Source organism: Methylocystis silviterrae (assembly GCF_013350005.1).
Classification (GTDB): Bacteria; Pseudomonadota; Alphaproteobacteria; order Rhizobiales; family Beijerinckiaceae; genus Methylocystis; species Methylocystis silviterrae.
The window spans coordinates 322,959-344,690 of sequence record NZ_JABVWW010000002.1; the positions used below are offsets into that span (position 1 = coordinate 322,959).

General features: G+C 63.4%; 21 protein-coding genes and 1 pseudogene. 13 read left to right on the forward strand and 9 right to left on the reverse strand.

All coding sequences use genetic code 11. The features are described 5' to 3' along the window. Positions 1 to 8: 8 nt before the first annotated feature. Positions 9 to 839: an RNA methyltransferase gene (locus HUN39_RS03430; protein ID WP_175093088.1), complete on the reverse strand. Its 831-nt coding sequence runs from the start codon at positions 837 to 839 to the stop codon at positions 9 to 11. 147 nt (positions 840 to 986) lie between these two features. Between HUN39_RS03430 and HUN39_RS03435 the strand changes: the two genes are divergently transcribed. The 5 genes from HUN39_RS03435 (at position 987) to cckA (ending at position 6,392) form a co-directional block, all read left to right on the forward strand. Then, positions 987 to 2,198 (forward strand): NADP-dependent isocitrate dehydrogenase, encoded by a 1,212-nt coding sequence (locus tag HUN39_RS03435; protein ID WP_175093089.1) that lies wholly within the window; start codon positions 987 to 989, stop codon positions 2,196 to 2,198. 81 nt (positions 2,199 to 2,279) lie between these two features. Then, positions 2,280 to 2,696, forward strand: coding sequence for an RNA polymerase-binding protein DksA (dksA, locus tag HUN39_RS03440; RefSeq protein WP_014890379.1), 417 nt, complete (start codon positions 2,280 to 2,282; stop codon positions 2,694 to 2,696). Positions 2,697 to 2,839: 143 nt separating this feature from the next. After that, positions 2,840 to 3,205 carry a hypothetical protein gene (locus tag HUN39_RS19545; protein WP_332310715.1) on the forward strand — a complete coding sequence of 122 codons (366 nt, stop codon included), beginning with the start codon at positions 2,840 to 2,842 and terminating at the stop codon, positions 3,203 to 3,205. 187 nt (positions 3,206 to 3,392) lie between these two features. Next, the gene (locus tag HUN39_RS19125; RefSeq protein WP_232365893.1) at positions 3,393 to 3,713 is read left to right on the forward strand and encodes a hypothetical protein; all 321 of its coding nucleotides are present in this window, start codon (positions 3,393 to 3,395) and stop codon (positions 3,711 to 3,713) included. A gap of 150 nt (positions 3,714 to 3,863) precedes the next feature. Next, a complete protein-coding gene (gene cckA / locus HUN39_RS03450; protein WP_175093091.1) occupies positions 3,864 to 6,392 on the forward strand; it encodes a cell cycle histidine kinase CckA in 2,529 nt (842 codons plus the stop codon). A gap of 18 nt (positions 6,393 to 6,410) precedes the next feature. Here the strand turns inward: cckA and HUN39_RS03455 are convergent, their stop codons facing one another. Next, positions 6,411 to 7,574, reverse strand: coding sequence for a DUF2865 domain-containing protein (locus HUN39_RS03455; RefSeq protein WP_332310716.1), 1,164 nt, complete (start codon positions 7,572 to 7,574; stop codon positions 6,411 to 6,413). Positions 7,575 to 7,965: 391 nt separating this feature from the next. On the opposite strand from HUN39_RS03455, the gene HUN39_RS03460 reads away from it, so the two are divergent. Next, complete coding sequence (locus HUN39_RS03460) at positions 7,966 to 8,484, forward strand: CreA family protein (RefSeq protein WP_175093092.1); 519 nt, start codon at positions 7,966 to 7,968, stop codon at positions 8,482 to 8,484. A 2-nt stretch (positions 8,485 to 8,486) separates the two neighbouring features. On the opposite strand, the gene HUN39_RS03465 is transcribed toward HUN39_RS03460, so the two are convergent. Then, on the reverse strand, positions 8,487 to 8,819 hold the full coding sequence (locus HUN39_RS03465; RefSeq protein WP_175093093.1) for a hypothetical protein: 333 nt from the start codon (positions 8,817 to 8,819) through the stop codon (positions 8,487 to 8,489). Positions 8,820 to 9,079: 260 nt separating this feature from the next. Between HUN39_RS03465 and cysS the strand changes: the two genes are divergently transcribed. Beyond that, positions 9,080 to 10,519, forward strand: a complete 1,440-nt coding sequence (gene cysS / locus HUN39_RS03470; protein ID WP_175093094.1) for a cysteine--tRNA ligase — start codon at positions 9,080 to 9,082, stop codon at positions 10,517 to 10,519. A 185-nt stretch (positions 10,520 to 10,704) separates the two neighbouring features. Here the strand turns inward: cysS and HUN39_RS03475 are convergent, their stop codons facing one another. Beyond that, a complete protein-coding gene (locus tag HUN39_RS03475; protein WP_175093095.1) occupies positions 10,705 to 11,085 on the reverse strand; it encodes an endonuclease domain-containing protein in 381 nt (126 codons plus the stop codon). Positions 11,086 to 11,188: 103 nt separating this feature from the next. On the opposite strand from HUN39_RS03475, the gene HUN39_RS19410 reads away from it, so the two are divergent. From HUN39_RS19410 to cimA, 3 genes are read left to right on the forward strand one after another with little or no spacing between them, the layout of a single operon-like run. Next, on the forward strand, positions 11,189 to 11,323 hold the full coding sequence (locus HUN39_RS19410; protein ID WP_269750296.1) for a hypothetical protein: 135 nt from the start codon (positions 11,189 to 11,191) through the stop codon (positions 11,321 to 11,323). Then, positions 11,323 to 11,832, forward strand: a complete 510-nt coding sequence (locus tag HUN39_RS03480; RefSeq protein ID WP_175093096.1) for a GNAT family N-acetyltransferase — start codon at positions 11,323 to 11,325, stop codon at positions 11,830 to 11,832. Before HUN39_RS19410 ends, HUN39_RS03480 begins: the two co-directional genes overlap by 1 nt. Then, on the forward strand, positions 11,832 to 13,457 hold the full coding sequence (gene cimA / locus HUN39_RS03485) for a citramalate synthase (RefSeq protein WP_175093097.1): 1,626 nt from the start codon (positions 11,832 to 11,834) through the stop codon (positions 13,455 to 13,457). The genes HUN39_RS03480 and cimA overlap by 1 nt, the downstream gene beginning before the upstream one ends. Here the strand turns inward: cimA and HUN39_RS03490 are convergent. Then, a complete protein-coding gene (locus HUN39_RS03490) occupies positions 13,441 to 14,037 on the reverse strand; it encodes an LOG family protein (protein ID WP_175093098.1) in 597 nt (198 codons plus the stop codon). The two genes, cimA and HUN39_RS03490, sit on opposite strands and share 17 nt — an antisense overlap. A 129-nt stretch (positions 14,038 to 14,166) precedes the next feature. Here HUN39_RS03490 and HUN39_RS03495 point away from each other — a divergent pair, with 129 nt between their 5' ends. Continuing rightward, positions 14,167 to 16,086, forward strand: coding sequence for an ABCB family ABC transporter ATP-binding protein/permease (locus HUN39_RS03495; RefSeq protein ID WP_175093099.1), 1,920 nt, complete (start codon positions 14,167 to 14,169; stop codon positions 16,084 to 16,086). Between the two features lie 4 nt (positions 16,087 to 16,090). Here the strand turns inward: HUN39_RS03495 and HUN39_RS03500 are convergent, their stop codons facing one another. From HUN39_RS03500 to HUN39_RS03510, 3 genes are all read right to left on the reverse strand, one after another. Continuing rightward, complete coding sequence (locus HUN39_RS03500; protein WP_175093100.1) at positions 16,091 to 16,360, reverse strand: hypothetical protein; 270 nt, start codon at positions 16,358 to 16,360, stop codon at positions 16,091 to 16,093. A 113-nt stretch (positions 16,361 to 16,473) separates the two neighbouring features. After that, positions 16,474 to 16,869, reverse strand: a complete 396-nt coding sequence (gene vapC, locus HUN39_RS03505) for a type II toxin-antitoxin system VapC family toxin (RefSeq protein ID WP_175093101.1) — start codon at positions 16,867 to 16,869, stop codon at positions 16,474 to 16,476. Beyond that, entirely contained in the window at positions 16,866 to 17,072 is a 207-nt protein-coding gene (locus HUN39_RS03510) for a type II toxin-antitoxin system VapB family antitoxin (RefSeq protein ID WP_123176567.1), read from the reverse strand. The genes vapC and HUN39_RS03510 overlap by 4 nt, the downstream gene beginning before the upstream one ends. A 217-nt stretch (positions 17,073 to 17,289) precedes the next feature. On the opposite strand from HUN39_RS03510, the gene HUN39_RS03515 reads away from it, so the two are divergent. Together HUN39_RS03515 and uvrB are read left to right on the forward strand one after the other, a co-directional pair. Then, positions 17,290 to 18,192 carry a metallophosphoesterase gene (locus HUN39_RS03515; RefSeq protein ID WP_175093102.1) on the forward strand — a complete coding sequence of 301 codons (903 nt, stop codon included), beginning with the start codon at positions 17,290 to 17,292 and terminating at the stop codon, positions 18,190 to 18,192. 50 nt (positions 18,193 to 18,242) lie between these two features. Next, positions 18,243 to 20,876 carry an excinuclease ABC subunit UvrB gene (gene uvrB / locus HUN39_RS03520; protein ID WP_175093103.1) on the forward strand — a complete coding sequence of 878 codons (2,634 nt, stop codon included), beginning with the start codon at positions 18,243 to 18,245 and terminating at the stop codon, positions 20,874 to 20,876. A gap of 30 nt (positions 20,877 to 20,906) precedes the next feature. Here the strand turns inward: uvrB and HUN39_RS03525 are convergent. After that, positions 20,907 to 21,664, reverse strand: a pseudogene (locus HUN39_RS03525) (IS5 family transposase). Positions 21,665 to 21,732 lie beyond the last annotated feature (68 nt).

The following is a 21,732-nucleotide window of genomic DNA, read 5'->3' on the forward strand; positions in this document are numbered from 1 at the left end:
GACGCGGCTCAGGAGTCGGCGCCTTCCGCCTGCTTCTTCCGGCTCGTCTTCTTCGGCTCACGGCGCGGGCCTTCGACGAGCCGCACGACCATGCCCCACAGCGTGCGCACGTCCTGCTGGGTGAGGCCCATGCGGTGGAACATGTTGCGCAGATTGCGCGACATGACGGGCTTTTTCGTCAGCGGACGGAAGAAGCCGCGCTTGTCGAGTTCGCCTTCGAGGAAATCGAAAAAGGCGAGCGTCATCTCGCGCGTCGCCGGGGGCGAGCGTTCTTCGATCTCAAAGGGAATGGCGTCGCCATGCGCGGCGCGAAACCACTCATAGCCGGTGAGCAGCACCGCCTGCGCGAGATTGAGCGAGGCGTAGGCGGGATTGACCGGAAAGGTGAGGATGGCGTCGGCGAGCGCGACGTCGTCATTGTCGAGGCCGGTGCGCTCGGGGCCAAACAGCACGCCATGCTTTTCGCCCGCCGTCATGCGCGCCGCCGTGCCCGGCATGGCCTGGGCAGGCGTCAGCACCGGCTTCATCTGGCCGCGTCCGCGCGCCGTCGCGGCGTAAACGAAGGAGAGATCCTCGATCGCCTCGCGGACGCTCTCGTAGAGTTTCGCGCTTTCCAGGAGATGCACGGCGCCGGCGGCCGCCGCATAGGCGCCCTTGCGATAGGCGCCGGTGCGCGGCCAGCCTTCGCGCGGCGAGACGAGCCGCAAATCGGAGAGGCCGAAGTTGGCCATGGCGCGTGCGCACATGCCGATGTTGACGGCGAGCTGCGGACGCACGAGCACAATCGCCGGCCCCCCGGAAAGGGCCGTCTTGCTGCGATCCGTTCCGGCCCCGACCAATTCGCCTCCTCGCCCCGAGCGGCGGCAAATTAGGGCGGAAAGCGCGCGGGGGGAAGGGCGCTTCGGCGCCTAGAGAAAGGCCTCCCAATTGCTACCCAAAACCTCTAGCCGACGCTATAAGGCGCGCGGCACAGGAGGAGCCGGCGCATGCGGAAGATCAAGGTTGCAAGCCCTGTCGTCGAACTTGACGGCGACGAAATGACCCGCATCATCTGGGCCGCCATCAAAGAAAAGTTCATTCGGCCCTATCTCGACGTCGATCTCCTTTATTACGATCTCTCGATTCAAAATCGCGACGCCACCAATGATCAGGTGACGATCGACGCGGCTTACGCCATCAAAAAGCATGGCGTCGGAGTGAAATGCGCGACGATCACGCCCGATGAAGCGCGGGTGAAGGAATTCCATCTCAAGGAGATGTGGAAATCGCCGAACGGCACGATCCGCAACATCTTGGGCGGCGTCATCTTTCGCGAGCCGATCATCTGCAGAAACGTGCCGCGATTGGTCCCAGGATGGACGCAGCCGATCATTATCGGGCGCCATGCATTCGGCGATCAATATAAGGCGACTGACTTCCAAGTGCCGGGCAAGGGTCGTCTGACGATCAAATTCGAAGGCGTCGACGGCGACGTCATCGAGAAGGAAGTCTTCAACTTCCCCGGCTCGGGCGTCGCGCTGGCGATGTACAATCTTGACGACTCGATCAGCGAATTCGCGCGCGCCACGTTCAACTACGGGCTCACACGCAGATATCCGGTGTATCTCTCGACCAAGAACACGATCCTGAAAGCCTATGACGGCCGTTTCAAAGATTTGTTCCAGGAGATTTTCAACGCCGAGTTCAAATCGAAATTCCAGGCGCTCGGCCTCACCTACGAGCATCGTCTGATCGACGATATGGTCGCCTCGGCGCTCAAATGGTCAGGGGGCTACATCTGGGCGTGCAAGAATTACGACGGCGACGTCCAGTCCGACACGGTGGCGCAGGGCTTCGGTTCGCTCGGCCTGATGACGAGCGTGCTCATGACGCCCGACGGCAACACCGTCGAGGCTGAAGCCGCTCACGGCACGGTCACGCGCCATTATCGCGAGCACCAAAAAGGCCACGAGACCTCGACCAACTCGATCGCCTCGATTTTCGCCTGGACGCGCGCGCTCGGGCATCGCGGCAAGCTCGATGGGAACGACGAGCTGATCCGCTTCGCCCGCACGCTTGAGGAAGTGTGCGTCGCGACCGTCGAGTCGGGCTTCATGACCAAGGATCTGGCCCTGCTTGTCGGCTGCAATCAGAAATGGCTGTCGACGACAGGCTTCCTGGACAAGATCGACGAAAATCTGCGCAGAGCCATGGAGTGAGGGCGGCGCGGGGAATGATTGTATGTGGCGCCCGTCGCGGCTATATAGGCGTCGCCTATAGGCCAATTAAGGATTCGCGAGATGGCGGTGGATCTGGAAGAAACGTATAAGCCTTCCGAAGACGAACCCTTCATGTGCGATCGGCAGCGCGAATATTTCCGGCGCAAACTGCTGGCTTGGAAGGAGGACATTCTGCAAGAGAGTCGCGAAACGCTGGCCACTCTGCAGAATGAAAATGAAAACCATCCTGATCTTGCTGATCGCGCGTCGTCCGAAACCGATCGCGCCATCGAACTGCGCGCCCGCGACCGCCAGCGCAAGCTCATCGCCAAAATCGACGCGGCGCTGACGCGCCTCGACGACGGCAGTTACGGCTATTGCGAGGAAACGGGCGAGCCGATCTCCCTCAAGCGCCTCGATGCGCGGCCAATCGCGACCTTGTCGATCGAGGCGCAGGAGCGTCACGAACGGCGCGAAAAAGTCTATCGAGACGATTGAGTCTGAAACCTTTGGGGGAAACGAAAAGGGCGTCGCCGCTGGCGACGCCCTTTTTCATTCCTTCTGATCCGAGCGGCCGAGCAGTCGCGCCATCTCCGCTTCAAGCGAGTCCAGCGGATCGACGTCGGCCGGAGCCGGCGGCGGTGGAGGAGGCGGCGCCGCGGGCCTGGGCGGCGGCGCTGCAGGCCTGGCGGCGGCCGGCGGCGGGGCGGGAGGCGGCGGCGCTGCGGGCCTTTGCGCCGCAGGCGGCGGTTCTGCCGGCCTCGGAGGAGCCGCGGGCGGCGGAGGAGGCGGGGCCGCGGCTTCTGACGGCGGCGGCTCTTTCGGACGCGGCGCCAGCCGCTGCTGAGCGCGCGCAAGGAAAGGCGGCGTCGGCGAGCGGGGCGGAGCCGGGCGCTGCGGGGCGGCTGGACTCGAAACTCTTGGTCCGGCTGGCGGCGGCGGGGGAGGCGGCGGCGGCGCAGCAGGCCTCGGAGGCGCCGGCGCGAAGAGGTCAGGCGGCAGATTGACGGGGCCCGCCGCCGCGGGCTTCGGCAGCGGCGTTTCTAGTTCTCGTGGCGGAGCCGGGGGCCCGGCCGGCCAGTTCGCCGCCGCCGGCGGTCCCGGGCGCTGCTCCGGCCCGCGGCTGACAGCGCCTTCGAGCCGGTTGATCGTCGCTTCGACGAGGATGTCGGTAGGGCCGCCGATCAGGAGCAGATGTTCAACGTTGTCGCGCCGCACAATGACGAGCTGGCGCTCGCGGTCGAGGTCATAGACATCAACGACGTCCAGCCGGCGCGCGCGATTGCGGCCGCCGGGCGAACGGATGCGGCGTCCGAACAACAGACGGTAAATATAAAGCACGAGCACCGCAGCGACGAGGAACGCAACGAGCGCTCCAAGCGCCGGCAGCAGTTGAGTGAATTTATCGGGCATGAACGGCTAGTCTCTCGTTCGAACGCGCGTGAACCTTGCCAAATTAACAGCTTTCCTGGCAAGCGCCGAAAAAAGGTTAATGATTGGTTAATGTTTGGCTAATCAGCGTCCTTCCAACGTCCGGCGTTGCTATTATTGGCGTTCACGGCCATTCTTTTAGATGATTCTGTAGGCGTCGGCAGACTAATAATCGGCGCGCCGGCGTCAGCATGGCCGTCGCGATCGGCGATATATGACGCGGGTGGTTAAGAAATGAGCGACAGGACCGAAGCGTCCGACTTGGGACGCAGCGAGCGGCCCGCCAATGTGGGATTGACGCTCGCCCTCGTCATTGCGTTGGTCGCAGGCGTCGCCGCCTATTACCTGACGCCTTCGGACCTCGCGCCGCGCGTCACCATTCTGGCGCTCGCGGTTTTCGGCGTCGCCGGAATCTTCTTTCTCTTCGCCTATGCGGTCGGATTGATTCACTTCTCCGGCCGAGTCGCGGGTAACGACGTGACGAAACTCATCGCCGACACATCCGGCGAAGGGCTGCTCGTCACCAGAGGCGATGCGCGCATCGTATACGCCAACGAAGCCTATACGGCGATGTGCGATGCAAAAGACGCTTCCGGCGTTCAGCTGGTCGAGCGGCTGTTCTCAGGGCCGCCCGAGGTCTCCGAGGCGATCTACAGACTGGTCCAGGCGGCGCGCGCCGGCGTTTCGCATAGCGAAGATCTGCGACTTTCGCCGCCGCTCTCGGGGCAGGGGCCGGTCGGCTGGTACCGGATTCGCGTTCGGCCGCTGCCGACGACGTCGAGCGGGCGGTTCTGTCTATGGGCGGTCGCCGACGTGACCGCCGATCGACAGCGGCAGGAGAACGTCTTCCAGGAGCTGCAGCACGCGATCGACTTTCTCGATCACGCGCCGGCGGGCTTTTTTTCCGCGAGTCCGGACGGCGCCGTCTCTTATATGAACAGAACGCTTGCCGGATGGCTGGGCTACGATCTCACGCAAGTTGGATCTGGCGGCGCGACGCTGTCCTCCATCGTCGCGCATAGCGGCGCGGCGCTTCTCGCCGCCATGTCGGGCGCGCCGGGCGATGTGCGCACCGAGCAGATCGACCTTGACCTGCGATGCCGCAACGGCAAGTCGCTGCCGGTCAGGCTGCTGCACCAGGTCGCTTTCGGCCAGGACGGCGAATCCGGCCCCTCGCGAACCTTGGTGCTCAACCGCGCCTCCGGCGAGCAGCCGGAAGAGAATTTGCGCGCGGCAGAGGTGCGTTTCGCGCGCTTCTTCAATTCGACGCCGATGGCGATGGCGACGCTCGACGGCGAGGGCCGCGTGCTGACGTCGAATGCGGCTTTCGCGAAATTGCTGCCGCAGGCGCTGAAGTCGGGCCAGGGCGCGGCCGCGGCGCCATGGTCGGTGCTGACGGGACTCGGCGAACGCGACGGCGCCGCCCTGCGCGCCGCGATCGAAGATGCGATCGAAGGCAAAGGCGAAGTGCGCCCGATCAACGTCGTGTTCGAGGAAGACGCCGCCGGCGCGGCGATACGTTCAGCGCGTTTCTTCGTCTCTTCCGCCGAGGACGCCGGCAAGAAAGGCGCGATGGTCTATGCGCTCGACACGACCGAGCAGCGCAAGCTGCAGGAGGAGTTCGCGCAGTCGCAGAAGATGAATGCGGTCGGCCAGCTCGCCGGCGGCATCGCGCATGACTTCAACAATATGCTGACGGCGATCATCGGCTATTCGGATCTGCTGCTCTCCAGCCACCGGCCCACCGACCCCGCCTTCCGCGACATTCGCCAGATTAAGGAAACCGCCAATCGCGCGGCGGGCCTGACGCGGCAGCTGCTCGCCTTCTCTCGCCGGCAGACGCTGCGCCCGCAAGTCCTGCAGCTCGGCGACGCGCTCTCCGAAGTGCAGAATTTGCTGCGCCGCGTCGTCGGCGAAAAGAACGAACTCGAACTGCGTCTTGGTCGCGATCTCTGGTTCGTGAAGGCCGACATCACCCAGTTCGAACAGGTGATCATCAATCTCGTCGTCAACGCCCGCGACGCCATGCTTGAGTCAGGCGGACGAGTGCAGATCCGCACGCGCAATGTCGCCGCCTCGGAATGCGCCGCCTTCAATGAGGCGGCTCTGCCGCCGGCGGATTATGTGCTGGTTGAGGTCGAGGACTCGGGCAGCGGCATTCCCGCCGATGTGAAAGAAAAGATCTTCGAACCCTTCTTCACGACGAAGGAGGTCGGCAAAGGCACGGGCCTCGGCCTTTCGACCGTCTTCGGCATCGTCAAGCAGTCGGGCGGCTTCATCTCCCTCGACAGCGAGGTCGGGCGGGGCGCGGTTTTCCGCATTTTCCTGCCGCGCTACGTGCCGGAGGAGAAAGAGACGTCGCAGAAGGCGGATGCACCCAAGGTCGCTGCGGACTACACAGGACAGGGCGTGGTTCTCCTCGTCGAAGACGAGAACGCCGTGCGCTCGATCGGCGCACGCGCCTTGAGTTCGCGCGGATTCACGGTGCTCGAAGCGGCGACGGGCATGGAGGCGCTCGAGGTCGTCGAGCGCGTCGACGGCAAGATTGATCTCATCGTCTCCGACGTGGTGATGCCGGAGATGGACGGCCCCGCGATGTTCGCCGAACTGCGCAAGCGCGGCGTCGCGGCGAAGGTGATCTTCGTTTCCGGTTATGCCGAAGAGGCCTTCGCCAAAAACCTTCCCGAAGGCGATTTCGGCTTCCTGGCGAAGCCGTTCTCAATCAAACAGCTGATCGAGACGGTCAAGGCGCATATGCCCTGACGCGGCGCAGAAATCAGCTCACAATGCCGGCGCGACGACTCGTACGCGGCGCTTGATTCCATCAGCTCCGACGATTTCGCGATAGGTTTCCGGCGCCGCGGCCGCGCCGTCCTCGGCGCTGGGCTGCGCCTGGGCCGCGGGTTCCGCCGTCATCGTCGGCTCTGGCGCCGCCGGCGCGGAGCCCTTCGCCTTCCGACCGCGCGCAACGCCGGGCGGCAGCGCGCGCGACAATTGCTCGGCCTGCTCCGCCGTCACGACCTGATCCTTTGCGTGGCGCTCGGCGATGAGCCGCTCGGCTTCGGCGAGCGCCTCGGCCCACGACTGCCCCGGCGGCTTGCAGCCGCAGGACGGATCATAAGTCTTCTCGAACTTATGCGCGTTGGGATGGTCCGAATAAGCTTCGCCGTCGATCGAAAGCGCGGAACTGAGACCCTTCCCTTGCGACGCCGTATAGAGTTTCACCTCGGCGTTGGGACACAGCGCCCGGCACATCGTCGCGAGATCATCGAGATTGGAGCTGCGCGCCGAGTAGGTGATCGGGAAAAAGCCGCCGTCGCACGCGCGCACGCAGATCGCCATTGGGCCCCCGCGCGGTTTCCCGTCTGACGGGTCGTACTCCTGCTCCGCGTCCGGACCGACGGGCATGTCGCGCGCGCCCGGGCTTTCGTCGGGAGCGACGCCAAACAGCTCTTCAAAGAAATTGCGCGGGCGTGCAACGCGCGCTTGCGCCGCCTGAGGATTGCGGCATTCAGCCTCATAGCGGGCGGCAAGCGCCTGACGCTGGCCGCCGTCGTCGGAGGTCGCCCGCTCATAGGCGGCGACGGCGCCCGAGAGCTGGCGCAGTTGGGCGTTGATTTGTCCGCACTGGGGCGGCGGCGGATCGCCGAAGAACAGGAACTGGCCCCGGTCGCAGCCCAGCGCGCGACCTCGCGCGGCGACGCGCGCGTATTCGCCGCGCTGCTTGGCCGCCGCGGCCTGGAATTTACCCGCCCGGCTGCCGGCGCTGGCGCGGGCGATCTGCGCGCGCAACTCCGTACAGTAGGGACTTTCCCCTGCCGCCGGCGAAACGGCGAGAAGTCCGAATGCGACGCCGGCGGCGACCGCCAGCTTCGTCCGCTTGGAGGCGCATTTCGTCAAAAAGAGGTCTATGATCGCGGCCTCATTGAAGTTTTCGCTCTTCACACGCTCGTAAGGAGCCTAGAAACGCTTGCGCGGTCACTTGGCTGCGAATGCTCCGGCGCGCGTCGCTTGCGACGAATCGCGTCATTTTCACCAATCCAGGCCGCGGAGCAAATGTCGCTCGATTAATCGCGTCCATCATGTCGGCAACAAGGCGCCGGCCGACGCGGTCAACCCTCCTGGCGCGCGTCGAATTTTTTGCCGCGCCCAGGGCCGAAGCCCTTCCCTTGCCGCAGTGCTTCGCCCATATCGGCAACGGCGTCGCTAGAGCGCGGCGCGCGAAAAAGTGGAATTCGGCTTTTCGCCTAGAGCGCGCTCTAAGTTCGAGATCGATCACGATATCTGCCCTTGGGCGATTCTGCCTAGAGGCGGCGTGATCTAGGAGGTTGCCGACATGAAGCGTTCCAAATTGCTGGCTCTGATTTCGACGGCCTTTCTTTGTTTCGGCGCCGCGCCGGCCTTCGCGCAGAATGGGCCGGATCTCATCTTCCGCAAATCGGTGGATTTCAAGCTCCTCACCCCGAACGACAAGCTCGCGACCTACGGAATCGACGACCCGGTGATCGACGGCGTCGTCTGCTACTATACGGCGCATGAAAAAGGCGGCGTCGCCGGCATGTTCGGCGTCGCAGAGCAGTCGTCGGAGGTTTCGCTCGCCTGCCGGCAATATGCCCCGATCAAATTCAAGGAGAAGTTCGGCCAGGGCGATACGGCGTTCAGCGAGCGGCGGTCGCTGCTGTTCAAGCGCATGCATATCGTTCGCGGCTGCGATGCGAAGCGCAATGTATTGATCTATATGGTCTATTCCGACAAGCTCGTCGAAGGCTCGCCCGAAAGCTCGACCTCGACCGTCGCCATTCAGCCCTGGGCCGGCCAGAACGAAGTCCCGCAGTGCGGAGAGTTCCTGCGCTAGCGCTAATCGCCGCAGGCGACGACCGCCGCATCCGGCTCGATAGAGGCGCGCGCAGCGTGGACGTCGGCCGAGGCGGTCACATCGTTGGCGCGGCCGAAGGTTCGGGCCGCGCCATGGCCGTGCGCCGCGCACCAGGAGTCGGCGACGATCTTGCCGCAATCGGCCTTGTGCGTGAGGCATTCCGTCAGGCCGTAGCCCTCCTGATCGGAGATGACATAGGCGGCGCCCGCGCTCGCCTCGGCCTGTGCGTCGCAGGCGTAGCCGGCGCCGAACAGCGCGCCCGCGAGCAGCAGCGCAAGCGCGCGCCGCGCGATCGGCGCCTGATATTTCCACATAATGAACGAGTCCCAAATGACCGAGACGGCCCCGGTCAGAGCTAGCGCAAAGCGGTAAAACCCGAGTTAAACCGCCGCGGCTCGAATTGGCCTCGCGCTTGACGCGGCGGCGCGCTTTGGCGCATGGTCGCCGCCATGACGCCTCGGCTCACCATTTGTCGGAAGACCATTATCAGCTAGCGATCACGCTGGCCGGAGCCGTCACGTCTCTCCAAACGACATGAAGCGACGCCCCGGCCGGCGGCCTTGCGGGGAAATTCATGTCGACGCCTGCGCTGAAAATCTACAATACGCTGACCCGGACGAAGGAGGAATTCCGTCCGATCGATCCCGCGCATGTGCGCATGTATGTCTGCGGACCGACGGTCTACGACTACGCCCATATCGGCAACGCCAGGCCGCTGATCGTTTTCGACGTGCTGTTTCGCCTGCTGCGCCATCTCTACGGCGCCGAGCATGTCACGTACGTCCGCAACATCACCGACGTCGACGACAAGATCAACGCGCGGGCGTTCGAGCGCGGCATCTCGATTCGTGAACTGACGGAAGAGACCAACAAGGTTTTCCAGCAGGACGTGACGGCGCTCGGCTGTCTCGAGCCGACCGTGCAGCCGCGCGCGACCGAGCATATCGCGCAGATGGTCGCGATCATCGAGCGGTTGATCGCCTCTGGCCATGCCTATGCGGCCGATGGCCATGTGCTCTTCGACGTGCCGTCCATGCCGACCTACGGACGACTCTCGCGGCGCTCGCTCGACGAAATGATGGCCGGCGCGCGCGTCGACGTCGCGCCTTATAAGCGCGGCGACATGGATTTCGTGCTGTGGAAGCCGTCAAAGGCGAACGAGCCCGGTTGGGACAGCCCATGGGGCAGGGGGCGTCCCGGCTGGCACATCGAATGTTCGGCGATGTCTTGGGCGCATCTTGGCGAAACTTTCGACATTCACGGTGGCGGCATCGACCTCGTTTTTCCGCATCACGAAAATGAGATCGCACAAAGCTGCTGCGCCTTCGGGCAGGACGTGATGGCGAATTACTGGATGCATAATGGCTTCCTGCAGGTCGAGGGCGAGAAAATGTCCAAGAGCCTGGGGAATTTCGTGACGATCCACGAGCTGCTGCACACGGAGAAGTTTGGTGGACGCGAGTGGCTTGGGCCGGTGCTTCGTCTCACGATGCTGCGCACGCATTATCGCCAGCCGATCGATTGGACCGTAAAGGCGCTGGAGGAGGCGGAGGCGAAGCTTACATATTGGATGACCGTTATGGATTTTTCCGTCGCGCCTTTGGGTTCGGACGGGAGGATCGCCGATCAACCTCCGCGCTCTGATGAGGTTCCATCGACCTATATGGAAGCGCTTTCCGATGACCTGAACACTCCGCTTGCAATGCAAATTTTAGATCGCGCATTTTCTGAAGCTCGCACAGATCGAGTTCTCTCGATCATGCTAGGGCTTTCCGGCATCGATTTGAACGCATTTCGGGAAGGGAGGAACGCTCGGGATCAGGCGTTCTTCGAAAAACATGGCGGCGAAGAGGCAACCGAAGAATTCGTCGATCGGCTTGTCTCCGAGCGCCTCGCCGCCCGCGCTTCAAAAAACTGGGCCGAGTCGGACCGCATCCGCGACGAACTCGCCGCCATGGGCATCGCCCTCAAGGACAACAAGGACGGAACGACGAGCTGGGAGGTGAAGCGGTGATCGTGCCTCTTTCAATCAAGCGCGCGCAACCCTCTCCCATTGGGAGAGGGTGGCCGCGGAGCGGCCGGGAGAGGGGTTGCCGCGCTGCTCGTTTGCGCGCGCCTTTGCGCCCCGGAACATTGCCCCTCACCCCGGTCCTTCGGACCGACCCTCTCCCTCTGGGAGAGGGTGACGCGAACCTTTTTTCAGTCGAGGCGGGGCAGGGGCGTTCGCGGCGTGCGTGCGCGCGCAATATCGACGGCGCGAAGGATTTCCTGCAGAACCCAATCCAATCGTTCTTTCACCTCGTCATTCGTGAAACGCAATTCCAGATAGCCGTGGCTTTCGATTGCGGCGCGGCGCGTGGCGTCAGAAAGCGGTTGATCTGCATGATGGCCGCCATCGAGTTCGATGGTGAGTCCGAGGCTGTAACAGCAGAAGTCTGCGATATACCCCGCAATCGGAACTTGACGGCGAAACTTGAGCCCATGGAAACGCGAGGCGCGCAGTTCACGCCAGAGGATTTCCTCGGGACCCGTGCTCTCGCGCCGCAGTCTGCGCGCGACGGAAATGTTCTTGCCCGCCATTTATCGATCAAATCGCAAAATTCGATAGCGGGAAACCCCTCTCCCGGCCGCTCCGCGGCCACCCTCTCCCATCGGGAGAGGGTTCGTTCCGCGAGGTCGCGACATGTCCAACGATGACTGGAAAAAGACGCTTCCCTTCAAGCGCCACTGGGCGCTCTATCTCGCGTTCAAGCTGATCGTGCTGGCGCTCGCCGCCTTCATCGCCTGGCATCTGCTGCGCGCCTTCGAGATCGTGTGATGGCGCGCGGCGCGCAAACGCCCGGTCTGCGGCCGTTTCTTCCCGCAGACGCCGCAACGCTCGCGGCGCTCTTTCGCGCCAGCGTCGAGGCGCTGGCCGCCGATGACTATGACGATGCGCAGCGTGTAGCCTGGGCGTCCGCGGCTGACGACGAAGCGGCCTTCGCGTCGCGCCTCACGGACGCGCTGAGCATCGTCGCGCTTGTTGACGGGGACATCGCCGGTTTCGCGTCGCTGCGCGACAATAAGATGTTCGACATGCTCTATGTGCGGCCCGACATGGCGCGCAAGGGCGTCGGGTCGGCGCTGGCGGAGGCGATTGAAAAACTCGCCGCCGCGCGCGGAACGACACTGCTGACGGTCGAGGCTTCCGACGCGGCGCAGGACTTTTTCGCGGCGCGCGGCTACGTGGCCACGACGCGCAATATGAAAACGGTCGCCGGCCAATGGCTCGGCAATACGACGATGACCAAGGAGCTGGCGGCGCCCGCCGCCGGGAGAGCGCATTGATGGCCAAAGAACGGCTGACGCTATACGACACGACGCTGCGCGACGGCGCGCAGACGACGGGCGTCGATTTCTCGCTCGACGACAAGCATCAGATCGCCGCCATGCTGGACGAAATCGGGATCGACTATATTGAAGGCGGCTATCCCGGCGCCAATCCGCTCGACACCGAGTTTTTTGCGCGGCGTCCGAAATTGCGCGCGCGCTTTGCCGCCTTCGGCATGACGCGGCGGCAGGGCCGCTCGGTGGAGAATGATCCGGGCGTCGCGGCGCTGCTCGACAGCAGCGCCGACGTCGTCACCTTCGTCGCCAAGAGCTGGGACTTTCAGGTTCGCGTCGCCTTACGCTCCACGGAAGAAGACAATCTCGAGAGCGTTACGCAATCCGTAAAAGCCGCCGTCGCGCGCGGCAAGGAAGTCGCCGTCGATTGCGAGCATTTTTTCGACGGCTTCAAGGCGAACCCCGGCTACGCGCTGGCCTGCGCCAAGGCCGCCTATGACGCGGACGCGCGCTGGATCGTGCTCTGCGACACCAACGGCGGCACGCTGCCGCACGAGGTCGAGCGCATCGTTGCGGAGGTGGTCAAGCAAATTCCAGGAGACCGCGTCGGCGTGCATTGCCACGACGACACGGGGCAGGCGGTGGCGAATTCGCTTGCCGCCGTGCGCGCCGGCGCGCGGCAGATTCAAGGCACGCTCAACGGTCTTGGCGAACGCTGCGGCAACGCTAATCTCACGACGATCATCCCGACACTATTGCTAAAGAGCGAATTTGCCGAGCGTTTCGAGATCGGCGTGACGACGGAGAAGCTGACGCATCTGACGCGCGTGAGCCATGCGCTCGACGAGCTTCTCAATCGTGCGCCCAACCGCCATGCGCCTTATGTCGGCGCCAGCGCCTTCGCGACCAAGGCCGGCATTCACGCCTCGGCGGTGCTGACCGATCCGCGCACTTACGAACATGTCACGCCGGAATCGGTCGGCAATGTGCGGCGCGTGCTCGTATCGGATCAGGCGGGACGCTCGAACATCGCGGCCGAGCTTGGCCGCTTGGGCGTCGTCCTCGACAAGGACGATCCGCGTCTGGCGCGGCTTCTCGACGAGGTGAAGGAGAAGGAAGCGCAAGGCTACGCCTATGAGGGCGCCGACGCCTCGTTCTTCCTTCTGGCCAAGCGCGTGCTCGGCGAGGCGCCGCATTTCTTCGACATTGAACGCTACAGCGTCGCGGTCGATCGGCGCTTCGCCAGGAATGGCGGCTTCGAGGACCAGGGCGCCGAGGCGATCGTCAAGATCAATGTCGATGGCGAGAGCCGCATTTCGGCCGCCGAAGGCAATGGCCCCGTCAACGCCCTCGATCTCGCCCTGCGCAAAGATCTCGGCGCCTATCAGCGCTTCATCGAGGACGTTCGGCTCGTCGATTATCGCGTCCGCGTGTTCCAGGGCGGCACCGACGCGGTGACGCGCGTCCTGGTCGAATGCGCCGACGCGCAAAGCGAGCGGTGGTCCACCGTCGGCGTCTCGGCCAATGTCATCGACGCATCCTTCGAGGCGCTCGTCGACGCGATCAACTACAAGCTGCTGGTGTCGGTCGAGCGCAACGACCGTCGAACCGCTAAAGCCGCTCAGTGACCGCTGTCTCGCTGATGTCTGGCGAATGGCGGACCGCCGCGAAAATCATCGGCAGAATGTCTTCGACGCGTTCGGCCACGAGATAGCGCACGTTATCGACCTCGCCGAAGAACTCCTCGTTCCGCATATGAGCGAAAAGCGACAGCAGGGGACGCCAGAAGCCGCCGATGTCGGCGATGACCAGAGGCTTGGTGTGACGGCCGAGCTGGATCCAGGTCAGCTGCTCGGTCAGCTCCTCCAAAGTGCCGACGCCTCCAGGCAGCGCGATAAAGGCGTCTGATCGTTCGAACATCATGCGCTTGCGCGTGTGCATGTCGTCGACGACGACGAGCTCCGTCGCGCCCGTAAAGGGAATCTCCCGTCGGTCCAGGAACTCGGGAATGATCCCCGTGACAACGCCCCCGGCGGCGACCGTGGCCTTGGCCAGAACGCCCATTAGGCCGATGGCCCCGCCGCCATAAACGAGGCCGATCCCGGCGCGCGCCAGGGCGACGCCCAACGCGCGCGCCGCCGCCGTGTAACGCGGATCGGCGCCGATCGAGGAGCCGCAATAGACGCAAACATTCCTAATTTCTCGCATGTGCATTCTCGGGCAGCGCAATCGCCGCGCTGCGGCTTGGGGTGCGCATTGCTTCTAAACGTCATATATGACGCCAAGCCAGCAATGACGCCAAAGGCCGCGACGACGGCCCCATTCATTCGGAGACATATGATTAGACCCGATCAAGGCGAATCGAGCGATCCCCACGCGCTCGATCCGGACGACGCCGCGTCTCAGCCTGTTCCTGAGCAACAATTGTCGGAATCGTCTCTAATCAAAACGATACGGCATTTGTGGCCCTATATTTGGCCGCGTGGCCGCCGCGATCTCGAGCTTCGGGTCGCCGCGGTGTTTGCGCTGCTCGTCATCAGCAAGCTGTTCAACGCCGCGACGCCATACGCTTTCAAATGGGCGACGGACGCGCTCGCCGAGGGCGGCCCCGGCGCTTGGGGAAAGGTGGCGGCCGCCGCGATCTATTTCACGCTGCTGATGGGCGCCGTGCGCATCGTCACCGTCGTGCTGATGCAGCTGCGCGACGGCATCTTCGCCGCGGTGGCGATGCACGCCGTGCGTCGGCTGGCGACCGATCTCTTTGTGCATATGCATGAGCTGTCGCTGCGGTTTCATATCGGCCGAAAGACCGGCGGACTGACGCGCGTGCTTGAGCGCGGCCGCAACGGCATCGAAACGCTGTCGCGGCTGATCATGTCGACGGGCGCGCCGACCGTGCTGGAAATGGGGCTCGTTCTCGGCATTTTCGTCTACCAGTTCGACTGGCGCTACGGGCTCGTCCTGGTCGCGACTCTCGCCGGATATTTTCTCTATACGACGCTCGCGACAAACTGGCGGATCGCCATTCGGCGCAGGATGAACGACAGCGACACCGACGCCAATCAGAAGGCGATCGACAGCCTGCTGAACTATGAAACGGTCAAATATTTCGGCGCGGAAAAACGTGAGGCTGAGCGCTACGACAAATCGATGATCCGCTACGAGCAGGCGAGCACGCAGTCCTATGTCTCGCTTGCGGTTCTCAACGCCGGCCAGACGGTGATCTTTATCATCGGACTCACCACTATGATGGTGATGTGCGTCTATGGCATCGAGGCGGGCCGCAATACGGTGGGCGACTTCGTCCTGATCAACCTGATGATGGGGCAGCTGGCGCAGCCCTTAAATTTCATGGGCACCTTCTATCGCGAGGTGCGGCAGGCGATCATCGACATCGAAACGATGTTTTCGATCCTGGCGCAGAGCCCCGAAATCTTGGACACGCCCGGCGCGACGCCGCTCCTCGTGCGCGAAGGGCGGATCGTTTTCGATAATGTCGCGTTCCACTACGAGCCGAACCGGCCGATCCTCAAGGGCGTGAGCTTTGAAGCCGAGCCCGGACAAACCATCGCCATCGTCGGGCCGTCCGGCGCGGGAAAATCGACGATTTCGCGCCTGATGTATCGTTTCTACGAGCCGCAAGGCGGGCGCATCACCATCGACGGGCAGAACATACTGGACGTCACGCAGGAAAGTCTGCGCGCGGCGATCGGCATGGTGCCGCAGGACACGGTGCTGTTCAATGATTCGATCGGCTACAACATTCGCTACGGACGATGGGACGCGAGCGACGAAGAGGTTCGCGAAGCGGCGCGGCTCGCGCAGATCGACCGCTTTATCGAAAGCGTGCCGGAAGCTTATGAGGCGCAGGTCGGCGAGCGCGGGCTGAAGCTTTCCGGCGGCGAGAAGCAGCGCGTGGCGATCGCCCGCACGATTCTCAAAGGTCCGCCGATCCTCATCCTCGACGAAGCGACGTCGGCGCTCGACAGTTTGACGGAACATGAAATTCAGGAGGCGTTGAGACGGGTCGCGCGCGGCCGCACCACGCTCGTCATCGCGCATCGCCTGTCGACCATCGTCGACGCCGACGAAATCCTGTTTCTGGATCATGGCCGCATCGTCGAACGCGGCACGCATAAGGCGCTGCTGGCGCTTGGCGGTCATTACGCCGGCATGTGGAACCGCCAGCGCGAGGCCGCCGAGGCGCGCGCCAAATTGCTGGAGGCGGAGCGAGAGGAGTTGGAGGAAGCAGAGTAGCCGCTCAGCGCTTCGACAATCGCCAGAGATTGCGATTGACCCGCTTGGCGTAAACCGCAAGGGCGCGGTCGGCGGCGCGATGCGGCTGGCCAGCGGCGACGCTCATCGCCGCCTCTATGGTGGCGTGGGCGGCGGCTTTGATCTTTTCATCGACCATCAGCTTGCTCTCGCGTCTGCCGCGTGCGCCGCCCGTGGCGATCTTCATCAGCCGTAAGCCGATCACCTGATTGGCGACGAAGCTCATCTTGAGCGTGTCGGAGAGAAGCTTGTTCATTCTCGATCGACTTCTGCGCATGGCGGCCCCCGTCAAGGCAAATAGCGCGGCCGAGGCGTTGGCCAACTGCCCGTTAAACATTGCAAATAACGGGCGCTGCGAGCGGAGCGTCGCTACGCCATCGCCGAGCGCAAACCAAGGCGTTCAACGAAGGGGTCGAAATCTCTATCGCTATAGAGCAGCGGCAGAGCCTTTTCGATGCAACACGTGGCGATGATCGTGTCGATGGTTTTCCTCGGCGTGACGCCATGCGCGCGCAGCTTGCGATAATTTTTTGCCGCCCGCAGGGCGATTTCCTTGCCGCCGAGTTCTACGACGGTAAGCGCCGTTAGGAATTCATGAGCGTGGTTGAAGTCTCGATCCCGATCGAAGCCTTGCAGCACTTCGGTCAAGATCAAATCGCCGATTGCGACCAATTCCTCCTCGAGCAACCTGTCCAGACGATCGGTCTCAGGCGAGGCGACGCCACGAAAATAGTCGATCCAAACGCTCGAATCGACGAGGATCATTTTTCTGTTTTCTTATCCGTGCGCATAGCGTCGAGATCGCCGCGCCAGTCGAGCTTTCCGCGCAGGCTTCGGATTTGCTTTTGCCGCTGAAGGCGCAGCAGCGTCCGCAGCGCGAGCTCGACGGCTTCCTTCTTGGTCTTGAGGCCCGTCGCGCGCAGCGCCTCTTCCATTAGCTTGTCATCGATGACGATGTTGGTGCGCATGTGTATGATGCTCCAATTCTATACACATGCTATGCCTGCGTGGCGCTGGCTTCAAGAGTTTTATGCTATAGCGGGCGTGGATGCGCCGCCGCCGTTCGGAGGGCATTGCCTTCCCGCCCTCTCCGCAGAAGCGGGGACGGACATTGCGCCGGCATTTGATCTAACCAATATTTCCCGTCATCTTCCTCTTCCTCTCGTCTCCGTTTGGCAATCGCGGATGCTGAATCGCCGCGCATTCTTGCGCCTGATCACCTCACTTACTGTTGCTGGCGGCGGCATCGCGATCTATGGCTCGCTCATCGAGCCGCTTTTTCGTTTGCGCGTCACCCGTTACGCCTTCACGCCGCCGACGTGGCCAAAAGATTTAAGGTTGCGGCTCGCGATTGTAGCCGATCTTCACGCCTGCGATCCGTGGATGACCGCCGAGCGTGTGACGGAAATTGTCGACCTGACCAACAGTCAGGGCGCTGACTGCGCCTTGCTCGTTGGCGACTATGTGGCGACTCATAAATTTCAAAGACAGCAGCCGGCGAGCGCCTGGTCGCGCGCATTGGCGCGTCTCGACGCGCCGCTCGGCGTTCATGCCGTGCTCGGCAATCACGACTGGTGGGCGGATGAGGCGTCGATGCGCCGCGGCGAGGGCCTGCCGGATGTTGGCAAGGCCATGCAGGATGCGGGTCTCGCCGTTTATCAGAATGACGCTGTGCGTTTGGTCAAGGACGGGAAAGCGTTCTGGATTGTCGGACTGGGCGATCAAATCGCCTTTGTCCCGGTGCGGGGGTGGCGCCATCCACGATATGGGATCGACGATCTGACCGTGGCGCTGACGAAAGTCGCTGACGACGCGCCAGTTATTCTGCTGGCGCATGAGCCGGATATTTTTCCGAGCGTGCCGGCGCGCGTTGCTCTTACGCTTAGTGGCCATACGCATGGAGGACAGATCAATTTCTTTGGCTGGCGCCCGAATGTGCCATCACGTTATGGCGCGCGCTACGCTTATGGTCACAAGATTGAGAACGATCGTCACCTAGTCGTTTCTGCCGGGCTTGGCTGTTCGATCGCGCCCGTGCGGATAGGTTGTCCGCCGGAGATCGTCGTCATTGATCTGGGTGTGGCGTAACCGCTCCTTTGGCGCTTCCATCCCGCCGCCGTCTCACCCATATTGCGGCCATGGCCAAACCACCCGGAAAGCCCAGAGATCCTGCGCGGCCGACGCGCGCCAAGGCGGCGAAGCCGGATGTCGCGCCGCTCGCGCCGCATCTCGTGCAGCTGCTCAATCCGGCGCTCGCGCCCGGGTTCGGCGAGGCGCCGCAGGCCGCCTATGACGCCTCTTCGATCCAGGGCCTCGACGAGGAGGACATCGAAAAATACGGGCTCGGCGAGGGCTTTCAGGCGGGCGGCGCGACTTCAGGAAGCGCCGCTCAAAACATTGGCGGCGCGACTTCAGGAAGCGCCGCTCAAAACATGGGCGGAGTGGAAGCCACCGCCGACAGCCTTGCGCAACTGCTGCGCCTTGGCGACCCGAACATTCGCGACCAAAAGCCCTGGACGCCGCATCGGCCCGAGCGGCCGGCGAAGTCCGAAGGCGGCGTGAGGTTCGACCTCGTGTCCGAATACACGCCGAAGGGCGACCAGCCGGCGGCGATCGAGGAGCTGGTCAAGGGCATCGCGGCGCAGGAACGCGATCAGGTGCTGCTCGGCGTCACCGGCTCGGGCAAAACCTTCACCATGGCGAGCGTGATCGAACGCGTGCAGCGGCCGGCGCTCATTCTGGCGCCGAACAAGACGCTCGCGGCGCAGCTTTACGGCGAGTTCAAGAGCTTCTTTCCCAATAACGCTGTCGAATATTTCGTCTCCTATTACGACTACTACCAGCCCGAAGCCTATGTGCCGCGCTCGGACACCTATATCGAGAAGGAATCCTCGGTGAACGAGCAGATCGATCGCATGCGCCACGCAGCGACGCGCGCGCTGCTCGAGCGCGACGACGTCATCATCGTCGCGTCGGTCTCCTGCATCTACGGCATCGGGTCGGTCGAAACCTATACGGCGATGACCTTCTCGGTGACTCTCGGCGAGAAGCTGGAGCAGCGGCAACTCGTCACCGATCTCGTCGCGCTGCACTACCGCCGCACCGGCGCCGATTTCACCCGCGGAACCTTCCGCGTGCGCGGCGACACCGTCGACATCTTTCCGGCCCATTATGAGGACCGCGCCTGGCGCATCAGCTTCTTTGGCGATGAGGTGGAGTCGATCTCCGAATTCGATCCGCTGACCGGCAAGAAGACGGTCGATCTCGAATTCGTCAAAGTCTACGCCAACTCGCATTATGTGACGCCGAGGCCGACGCTGCTGCAGTCGATCAAGGCGATCAAGGACGAGCTTCGCGCGAGACTGGATGAACTCAATCGCTCGGGGCGCCTGGTTGAAGCGCAGCGGCTCGAGCAACGCACCCGCTTCGATCTCGAGATGATGGAGGCGACCGGCTCCTGCGCCGGCGTCGAAAATTATTCGCGCTATCTCACCGGCCGCAGGCCGGGCGAGCCGCCGCCGACGCTGTTCGAATATCTTCCCGACAATGCGCTGGTCTTCGCCGACGAGAGCCACGTCAGCATTCCGCAAATCGGCGCGATGTACAAGGGCGACTTCCGCCGCAAGGCGACGCTCGCGGAATATGGGTTCCGTCTGCCGTCCTGCATGGACAATCGCCCGCTGCGCTTCGAGGAATGGGACGCGATGCGGCCGCAGACCGTTTCGGTTTCGGCGACGCCGGGAAACTGGGAGCTCAATCAGACAGGCGGCGTCTTCGTCGAACAGGTGATTCGCCCGACGGGATTGATCGACCCGCTCGTCGAGGTGCGTCCGGCGCGCGCCCAAGTCGACGATCTTCTCGACGAAGCGCGAGCGACCGCGCAGACCGGCTATCGCTCGCTCGTCACCGTGCTCACCAAGCGCATGGCGGAAGACCTGACCGAATATCTGCACGAGAACGGCGTGCGCGTGCGCTACATGCATTCCGACATCGACACGATCGAGCGCATCGAGATCATCCGCGATCTGCGGCTTGGCGCCTTCGACGTGCTCGTCGGCATCAATCTGCTGCGCGAAGGTTTGGACATCCCCGAATGCGGCCTCGTCGCGATTCTCGACGCTGACAAGGAAGGCTTTCTGCGCTCCGAGACCTCGCTCGTGCAGACGATCGGCCGCGCCGCGCGCAACATTGACGGCCGCGTCATCCTCTATGCCGATCAGATCACCGGCTCGATGAAGCGCGCGATGGACGAGACCAACCGTCGCCGCGCCAAGCAGGAAGCATACAATCTCGAGAACAACATCACGCCGGCGTCGATCAAGCGCGGCATCGCCGACATTCTCGGCTCGGTCGCCGAGCAGGATCATGTGACCATCGACACCGGCTATGACATCGCCCCGGGGCATAATCTCGCGGCGACGATCGCCGATCTCGAAAAGCGCATGAAGGCGGCCGCGGCCGATCTCGCCTTCGAGGAGGCGGCGCGCATGCGCGATGAAATCCAGCGCCTGCAACGCGCCGAATTGCTCGCCGAGGCGAGCCCGCAATTTCGCGCCTCCTTTGGGCGGGGAGGGCGCGGCGCCATACGCCGTGACGAAGAGGAAAAGCTCGCGACCCGCGCGCATAAGCCGACCGACGCCGACATGGGGCCGCATAATTTCGGCGGCGGGGAAGCGCGGCCGCTGGGTCGGCTCACGCCGCCGCCGCGCGTTTCGCCACGCTCTTCGGGCGGCAAGCCCGGCACGCGCACGGTGAAGGGCAAGCCGAAGTGAAGGTTTGCAGGCTTATGCTAGGGTCCAGACTCATAACCAATAGCTGATTGTCGCGGCGATGCAGACGGCTGCGAGAAAGTTAGTCGCGCTTCGATCGTAGCGCGTGGCGATGCGCCTGAAGTCCTTCAACCGGCAGAACATGCGCTCAATCGCGTTGCGGTTTCGGTAAAGAAAGGGCGAGAAGCAGTTCTTCCATTTGCGATTGGCCTTGGGCGGGATGTTCGGCATCACGCCGGCATTCTCGAGCTGTCGGCGGATGGCGTCGCTGTCGTAACCTTTGTCGCCATGCAGGATGTCACAGGCGGGCATCTTCGACAGAAGCTCTGCGCCAGCGGTGCAATCGGCGACATTGCCGCCCGTGAGCATGAAGGCGACGGGTCGGCATTGAGCGTCTGTCAGCGCATGGATTTTGGTCGTCCGTCCGCCGCGCGATCGACCGATCGCCTGGGCGCGCTCCCCCCTTTGCCGCCACTGGCGGAGCGATGCGCCTTGACCGCGGAGGAGTCGATGAGAAGCTGCGGCGGCGGGCCGCCAGCTTGCGCGAGCGCGTGGAAGAGATTGACCCACACGCCCTTGGCCGCCCACCGGACATAACGGTTGTAGAGCGTCTTGCGCGGCCCGTATTCCGACGGCGCGTCGATCCAGCGCCCGCCGGATTTCAGCACATGGACAATCCCGCTGATCACGCGCCGATCGTTGACCCGCGCCTTGCCCCTCGTGTCAGTGGGGAGGTGCGGCGCAATCTTCGCAAACTGGGCGTCGGTCAGCCAAAAACGGTCGGGAATCATTGGCGCTTCCTTTCGGAAGCTGTGAATCACGACATCGCGCCCAAGCCAACAACTTTATAGGTCCGAGC